Annotated in this window: 10 protein-coding genes; 4 read left to right on the top strand and 6 right to left on the bottom strand. The window is 59.8% G+C overall.

The features are described 5' to 3' along the window. Positions 1 to 132 precede the first annotated feature (132 nt). Entirely contained in the window at positions 133 to 558 is a 426-nt protein-coding gene (locus OWC48_RS25460) for a hypothetical protein (RefSeq protein WP_231142003.1), read from the bottom strand. A gap of 351 nt (positions 559 to 909) precedes the next feature. On the opposite strand from OWC48_RS25460, the gene OWC48_RS47575 reads away from it, so the two are divergent. Together OWC48_RS47575 and OWC48_RS25455 are read left to right on the top strand one after the other, a co-directional pair. Continuing rightward, complete coding sequence (locus OWC48_RS47575; protein ID WP_404979821.1) at positions 910 to 1,212, top strand: DUF6894 family protein; 303 nt, start codon at positions 910 to 912, stop codon at positions 1,210 to 1,212. Continuing rightward, a complete protein-coding gene (locus tag OWC48_RS25455; protein WP_282522413.1) occupies positions 1,205 to 1,951 on the top strand; it encodes a DUF5131 family protein in 747 nt (248 codons plus the stop codon). Before OWC48_RS47575 ends, OWC48_RS25455 begins: the two co-directional genes overlap by 8 nt. Here OWC48_RS25455 and tcmP read toward each other — a convergent pair. Further along, positions 1,941 to 2,564: a three-Cys-motif partner protein TcmP gene (tcmP, locus tag OWC48_RS25450; RefSeq protein WP_282522427.1), complete on the bottom strand. Its 624-nt coding sequence runs from the start codon at positions 2,562 to 2,564 to the stop codon at positions 1,941 to 1,943. The genes OWC48_RS25455 and tcmP overlap by 11 nt on opposite strands. Here tcmP and OWC48_RS25445 point away from each other — a divergent pair. Beyond that, positions 2,563 to 2,739, top strand: coding sequence for a hypothetical protein (locus OWC48_RS25445; protein ID WP_282522412.1), 177 nt, complete (start codon positions 2,563 to 2,565; stop codon positions 2,737 to 2,739). The two genes, tcmP and OWC48_RS25445, sit on opposite strands and share 2 nt — an antisense overlap. 320 nt (positions 2,740 to 3,059) lie before the next feature. On the opposite strand, the gene OWC48_RS47210 is transcribed toward OWC48_RS25445, so the two are convergent. The 3 genes from OWC48_RS47210 to OWC48_RS25435 all read right to left on the bottom strand — a co-directional run bounded on the left by OWC48_RS47210 (position 3,060) and on the right by OWC48_RS25435 (position 4,832). Continuing rightward, positions 3,060 to 3,263, bottom strand: a complete 204-nt coding sequence (locus OWC48_RS47210; RefSeq protein WP_368860672.1) for a lipoprotein — start codon at positions 3,261 to 3,263, stop codon at positions 3,060 to 3,062. A 457-nt stretch (positions 3,264 to 3,720) separates the two neighbouring features. After that, a complete protein-coding gene (locus tag OWC48_RS25440) occupies positions 3,721 to 4,425 on the bottom strand; it encodes a hypothetical protein (RefSeq protein WP_282522411.1) in 705 nt (234 codons plus the stop codon). A 257-nt stretch (positions 4,426 to 4,682) separates the two neighbouring features. Beyond that, a complete protein-coding gene (locus OWC48_RS25435; protein ID WP_007591825.1) occupies positions 4,683 to 4,832 on the bottom strand; it encodes a hypothetical protein in 150 nt (49 codons plus the stop codon). A 99-nt stretch (positions 4,833 to 4,931) separates the two neighbouring features. Between OWC48_RS25435 and OWC48_RS25430 the strand changes: the two genes are divergently transcribed. After that, positions 4,932 to 5,390 (top strand): hypothetical protein, encoded by a 459-nt coding sequence (locus OWC48_RS25430; RefSeq protein WP_282522410.1) that lies wholly within the window; start codon positions 4,932 to 4,934, stop codon positions 5,388 to 5,390. Between the two features lie 91 nt (positions 5,391 to 5,481). On the opposite strand, the gene OWC48_RS25425 is transcribed toward OWC48_RS25430, so the two are convergent. After that, positions 5,482 to 6,303 (bottom strand): tetratricopeptide repeat protein, encoded by an 822-nt coding sequence (locus tag OWC48_RS25425; protein WP_282522409.1) that lies wholly within the window; start codon positions 6,301 to 6,303, stop codon positions 5,482 to 5,484. Positions 6,304 to 6,329: the final 26 nt, after the last annotated feature.

Below are 6,329 nucleotides of genomic sequence, written 5' to 3'. Positions count from 1 at the left end.
CGCGAACTCCCATACAGGCCCGCAGCTCCATCGCTGCATCAGAGGCCGGACAGATGGCAGCATCCGACTACGTGCCAATCTTCCTCAAAAACCGCTTGCATCTGGCGGGGCGTCCACAGATGAGTACACGCCCTAGATTGCGAACGTCGTGCCAAGATTGAGGACCATCTTTACCATCCACTGGCCCTTGATCGTAAAGGTCGTAGGAGTGGGGTTGGGTATCTCGAAATTAAAAAAGACGCTTCCACTCTTGTTAAACGCTACGCCGGACAATGCATCTGGTAAAAATGACACGTTTTGCGTGACGTCACCGCGATGCCCCTTGATGTCCTTCAATGACCATGGCCCGCTGATGTTGCGCATAAGTTGCGTATCAAGCTGGAAGTCCGTGTCCGAAACGCCGCTCCCGGAAAGTGGCCCGGAGCAACCTAGAAGTGCGGCGATGTTAGCTACTCTGCTGCCAATCTTAAACGATATCGATGCGGTGCCCGACGACGTGCGTATCCTCAGCACGTGCGCAGCAATAAACCAATCATCAGCTTTTGTGTCGGCGGACATGACCGCCTCCCACTGTAACTGGACCATCACTCTAGCGGCTGGAGATTAACGATCCTGATGTCATACTCATGTGAAGAGGGTCACATTCTAAGACTTTTTAGCGCTCACCCGTTGGCTCGTTCTCCGCATCGGTCGGGACGACTTTCGGTGCGAACGCGCGCCGCTAACTTTGTGACAAGCGTCCGTGCTTTCGAGTGCCTTCGATTCCTTGATGTCGGCGGCAGTCCACTTAGGCGGCAACCGCGACGCCGCTTGCTAGCGCAGCTGTCGCACGACCCTGTCGTTTTTGACAGGTGCAGACCTCCCGAACTGGGCGCATGAAGGCCGCTAAAGGATGGAGGGCCTGCGGCTATGCGATGTTATTACTTCCCGATCTTCCACAACGGCGAGACACAGGCGGACGAGGTTGGAGAACTATTTGGCTCTGCTGAACTGGCGGTCCAATACGGCGCCTGTGTCGCTCGGGATATCGCCAGCGATCCCGAATATGACCCTAGTGCGGGCACGGTTGTGATCGTGCTCGACGACTCCGGTGCAGAGATCGAGCGGCGGAAGCTGAGGGGCGGACGGAAGCGGTGGAGGTGGAGGTGGTTAACGAAATATCACCACACTTCTTGTGACACTCTGGACTCTGAAGGGGAATTCCATGGCTGAAACCTCGATCGAGTGGACCGATGCGACGTGGAATCCTGTCGCCGGCTGCGCCATTCTCTCGCCCGGCTGCACCAACTGCTACGCCATGCGGATGGCCGCGCGCCTCGATGCCATGGGTGTTGCGAAGTACAAAGGGCTGACGCGAAAGACCGGCGGCCGAGCGAAGTGGACCGGCAAGCTTTATCTGGATCGCAAAGCGCTCGACGCGCCGAAAGGATGGAGTAAGCCACGCCAGACTTTCGTGAACTCAATGTCGGACCTCTTCCACGAAGATGTGCCGGAGGATTTCGTTACCGAAGTGTGGTCGACGATGGCGGCGACACCACAGCATACATACCAGATCCTCACAAAACGGCCGGACCACATGGCCAAGATTACCTCAGCTCTGCCGTTGTTGCGCAACGTTTGGCTCGGCACTAGCGTGGAGAGCGCGGACTATTTTGGCAGAATCGATGAACTGCGTGCGGTGCGCGCCGTGGTGCGCTTCATCTCGTTTGAGCCACTGCTCGGGTCTGTCGCCGACGCCAACCTCAAGAGAATTCACTGGGCAATTGTGGGCGGCGAGAGTGGTCCGAAGGCTCGGCCGATGGATGCTGAGTGGGTTCGCGAAATCGAGTCCGCATGTCGCCGCTACGGCACCGCATTTTTCTTCAAACAGTGGGGCGGCAAAAACAAGAAAGCCGCTGGGCGCACATTGAATGGGCGGACCTACGATGAGATGCCTTCAGCTACAGCTTGAAAAAATCACCTTGTCCTTCTGGGTTGGCAGCCGTCTTCCAAAATTTGTGCGCGAGCTCGTGCTTGGCTACCAGAAGCAGCCAGTAGAGGTGCTGGCCACCACTATTTTTTAGGAGCTTCATTTCGGTGGATGCCTTGGTACCTAATCCAGATACCAGGTCCCTCCAATGATCGATAATCTCGCCGCGGATGCCACGCTGAGCCTGATCAGCGTCGATTACATCTTTCCAGCCTGGGGCGAATCTGTCGAACGCTGATAGAGCAGATCCGATGTTTTCGTCTAGGTTTCGTTGAAGGTCCATTTTGCTGAGGTGAACCAGCATATCCATTCGAGTCCGGCGCGAGAGCGTCCTGAAGATGTTGATGTCCAGGGCGCCCAAGCTGTACGGATCGATGAATGCGAAGTGCAGGCCCTTCGGTTCTAAGCGCTTCAGAATTGCGAGCGAAGTATCGACGGCTTCGCCACGGATAGCGGCCACAGGTGCGCCAAGCGCGCGCAGACGCTTTGTCGCAGCGTTGAGCCGTTCCTCATCCATGTCGGCGATATACATTTGCGAAAAAGGCGCCTTGCCGGCTACGCTCTTCCGCCACGCGGCAACGCAGCTTCCGTCAATGAAAGCGCCGGTGGTTTTAATCTTTGAGCGACCTGGTCCGCCTGTATCTGCCGTCAGCGGAGGATTGTTGATCGATTGCGATCACAATCGTCGTTATCACGCCGACGATTCCAACGAGTCCTGCGACGACGATGCCAACCCGCTGGAAGCCCCGGATAAAGCGGGCTCCAGCTGACAATGGCGGTTTCGGCGTAGCGATTGGTCCGATCTCTCTCATGTGGGCCGTAGCTGATAGGTGGGCGCGCGTCTGCCACGGCCCAGAGGAAGGTAGTCAAGCAAGCAACGGAAAAATCTTCCGTTGCTTTCACCAGGGAGACGGCCAACACGGCGCAGCGCCCTGTTTCGGATTGAGCGCGTCGTACACCCGCACGCCTGTTTAATCAAATCACCGGACAATTCTGATCGCCCCCGGCCCACCCCAGTAACAGCGTTTTGTATCTCTCGCTTGCCAAGGTGTTGCCTGAACGAACCGTGAGCTTTGAGCCAGTCGGCTGCTTATCGACGCGGGCCGAAACGTAGTAATTGCGCGTGCCTATGTTGATCAGCGACAGTGATAGCTCGCCGTAGCAGCCGGTAAATTTCCTGGTAATTCTCGGAGTACGTCTGGACGATCGGCGCCGCTTTGGCTTCGAGGTCGGCCGGCGTCGAAGAGCAGCCCGCGAGCAAAAGCGCGGCTCCAAGTGCAAATATGTACTTCATGAATCTCCCCAGACCCACGGCAACTTTACGGCGTGGGTACGGGATTGGGCAACTAGGCTTTAGTCTTCTTGTCGAGGAACGCCGTGATCTTACGGGGCACCAATTGTGAACCAGTTCACACTTGTGCGCCGCGATTGCTGATATGGCAGCAGCTGCTGGAGGATTTCAGGGGCCAGCAATAGAGCGCCGCCGGGACGTGTATTTCGAGCCCAGCGGCGTAGTTTTTGTGGGCAACCGCGAGGCGTACAATAGCCAGCCCGTTAGGCTCGAGTCCGCGGTCACTTCTTTGCCTTCAATTGCATATAGCGCGCGGCCCTAGCGCGTGCTCGCTCCAACGTTGCTTCCTTAGCTTTTAGGACGGCAAGGTCCGTTTCAAGCCTCTCGAAGAGCGGCAGATGGACTTCACCGTTCTGCGGTGCTCGGTGCATCTCATAGGCCAACCGGTCGAGGCATCGTTCTAGGCCCGCCGCATCAGTTTGAGCGAGGCTGCAAGGCGCAGGCTGCGCTTGCCGGCGAGCGCGATGCCTTCGATCTCGCCGCTATCCACCGTGCAGGTTCCGGAGAAGCCGATCCCGACCTCATAGCCGCCGAACACGGGGTTCTCGCCCTTCGCCGGCGTGTGCTCCTGGTTCAGCATCTCGCCCTTCCAGCGGCCGTCCGCCGAGGAATATGAGCCGAGATAGTAGAAGAACGCATCGCCGCCGAGGATGCGGCCGTCGATCAGGAGCATCACGCCCGATAATCCGGCATCGACACCATCAAGCGCGCGCAGGCTCATCCCATAGAGTCCGTTGGCGATGCCGCCCGGACCGACCGCACCACTCGGAGGCAGCCCCTCGTCGTCGAGCCGGGTGAGATTGGCCCAGAATTTTGCGCCCGGCATGGTGTCCGCGCCACCCTCGAGACGGATCTGGTTGCCGGTGAGCCGCCCGCGCGCACCGATCGAGGCGATATCGGCTCCCATCAGCGGCTTGTAATTGGGATCCTCGTTGTGCCGTTCGGTGATCACCTCGGCGACGATCTCGCCGTCGCGCTCGGCATAGGTTCCAAGGTGCGCGAAGGCCGAATTGCCGCCCAGCATCTTGCCGTCGTGCAGGCACATGATGCTGCGGCCGAACGCATCGTTGACGCCGTATTCAACCCTGTAGAGTCCGTCCAGCAATTCAATAAGCCCATAAAATCAAAAAAGAATCGTGGGCTACCTAGCACTGTCGCCGCACCGAGGCCATCCGGCTTTTCCGCGCAGGGCCGGGAGCGGAGCCCACTCGCCGTATGATGCCATCATGCCCCTGTTTTGCCCGACGGGTCAATCGGTTTTTCGCCAAATACGAAATGAGTGATTTCAACGACTTGGCTACTGTGCACGGGGTTGTTTTTCGACTTTTTGTCTGCCCTGTCCGGAGCCACCTGCCTCACACGCTAGTGACGCTTGAAATACTGCACTTCGCGCTCGTGCTTCTCGGCCGCGGCGCGGCTCCTGAACGTGCCGAGGTTGCGGCGCTTGCCGGTCTTGGGATTCACCTTGCGTGAATAGAGGCGGTATTCGCCGGATGCCAGTTTGCGGATCATGTGGACCTCCCGCTCGTTGTGACACAACGGCCCGTGTTGGAGCTGGTTCCCCCTTGAGACTGCTTCGAACCCGCCGGCGCAAACGTGCGACCAATCGGCATGGACCAGATAGAACCATCAGCCGAGGAACTGATCGCAGCGATCGTCGCCAGCGCAGCGAAGCAGCCGCTGCTTGATGCGGCTTTCGAGCTCTGGCGCTGGCGTTACCGATTGGATTCGATCGAGCAGCGTCCGACCGCCGAAGAGGTCCGCGTCAATCGCACCCTCACGCCGGAGCAGATCAGCGCGAAATATCGCTACGACCGCGATCATGCCCACGAAGGGCCGATGTTCGGTTATGTGAAACGCGCCCATCCGCGAGCCAGTGACGATGCGATCCGGCACGCCATCATCACCGCCGTCAAATTCGAGGGCGCGGCCGAGGCACATTTCAACTGGGATGGCGATTTCTGGGACTGCATCGTGCGCGCGGTGGCGCAGGCCGCCGCGCAATATCCCGACTTTCTCGATACGACTTATCGCGATGCCCGCAACAATCTCGCCTACTACATGAAGTAGTCAGCTAGAAGCATGATCCGGAAAAGTATGCAGCGGTTTTCCGGAATGATCATGCTCAAGCAGTAATTCTAAAGCGCGATCTCATCGCGCTCTAGAAGCAGAGCGTGGTGACGAGCTTGCCCTGCTTGTCCTTGATCGCATAGGGACAGCGGAGCCGCTCCAGCGCCTTCTTGGCGTCCTCGTCGCCGAGCGCGGCAGCGCGCTCGTAATAGGCCTTGGCGGCATCCTTGTCCTTGGCGCCGCCGCGGCCTTCCTGCGCGAAGGCGCCCATCCGCTCCAGCGCACCGGGATGGTTTTGCGCCGCCGCCTTCTCGAACATCGCGCGCGCCGCGACGTCGTCCTTCTCACCGCCGTTGCCGTTGGAGAGCATCAGGCCAAGCTGGTACTGCGCCTCCGCGTTGGTCTCGGCCGCTCTGCCGAGCAGCGTGCGCGCCTGTGCGGGATCGGCCGGCGCAGCACCGCCAGCGCCGCCGAGCGCGGCAAGATTGCTGACACCGCGAGGATTGCCGGCCTGCGCCGCCCGCTCGAACAGCTTGCGCGCTTGTGCTTCGTCTTTCGCAATACCGGAGCCGGTGCCGTAGGCGACGCCGAGCTCGACCATCGCCGCGCTCGATCCCTTGTCGGCCGCCTTGCGCCAGGTGGCGATCGCTTCCGCCGTCTGCCGGTTGGCGGCATAGGCGCGGCCGAGCGCGAACATCGCCCGCCGCGACGACGGTGCGGCCAGCTTGCAGAATTTGACGGCGGTCGCAATGTCGGAGGCAGCAAGCTCCGTCACGCCCTTCACATCGGCCGGCTTGTCGGGATCGCTGGGATCGGCGGCCAGCCGGTCGCACAGGACGAGGTCGGCCGATTGCGCATGCGCCGACAACGGCGCAGCGAGCGTGAGGAGGATGGCAAGGAGACAAGTCCGCATGGGCGCCACGTTGCGTCTCTGCTCCG

This window comes from Bradyrhizobium sp. Arg816 (assembly GCF_029989365.1).
Taxonomy (GTDB): domain Bacteria; phylum Pseudomonadota; class Alphaproteobacteria; order Rhizobiales; family Xanthobacteraceae; genus Bradyrhizobium.
The sequence above is the reverse complement of the archived record's forward strand: the minus strand, read 5'-3'. Positions and strand labels throughout refer to the sequence as shown.

Excerpts from the sequence above, each read along its gene's own strand:
- OWC48_RS25460 (WP_231142003.1), bottom strand. The coding sequence starts at position 558 with ATGTCCGCCGACACAAAAGCTGATGATTGGTTTATTGCTGCGCACGTG.
- OWC48_RS47575 (WP_404979821.1), top strand. The coding sequence starts at position 910 with ATGCGATGTTATTACTTCCCGATCTTCCACAACGGCGAGACACAGGCG.
- OWC48_RS25455 (WP_282522413.1), top strand. The coding sequence starts at position 1,205 with ATGGCTGAAACCTCGATCGAGTGGACCGATGCGACGTGGAATCCTGTC.
- OWC48_RS25445 (WP_282522412.1), top strand. The coding sequence starts at position 2,563 with ATGAAAGCGCCGGTGGTTTTAATCTTTGAGCGACCTGGTCCGCCTGTA.
- OWC48_RS47210 (WP_368860672.1), bottom strand. The coding sequence starts at position 3,263 with ATGAAGTACATATTTGCACTTGGAGCCGCGCTTTTGCTCGCGGGCTGC.
- OWC48_RS25435 (WP_007591825.1), bottom strand. The coding sequence starts at position 4,832 with ATGATCCGCAAACTGGCATCCGGCGAATACCGCCTCTATTCACGCAAG.
- OWC48_RS25430 (WP_282522410.1), top strand. The coding sequence starts at position 4,932 with ATGGACCAGATAGAACCATCAGCCGAGGAACTGATCGCAGCGATCGTC.
- OWC48_RS25425 (WP_282522409.1), bottom strand. The coding sequence starts at position 6,303 with ATGCGGACTTGTCTCCTTGCCATCCTCCTCACGCTCGCTGCGCCGTTG.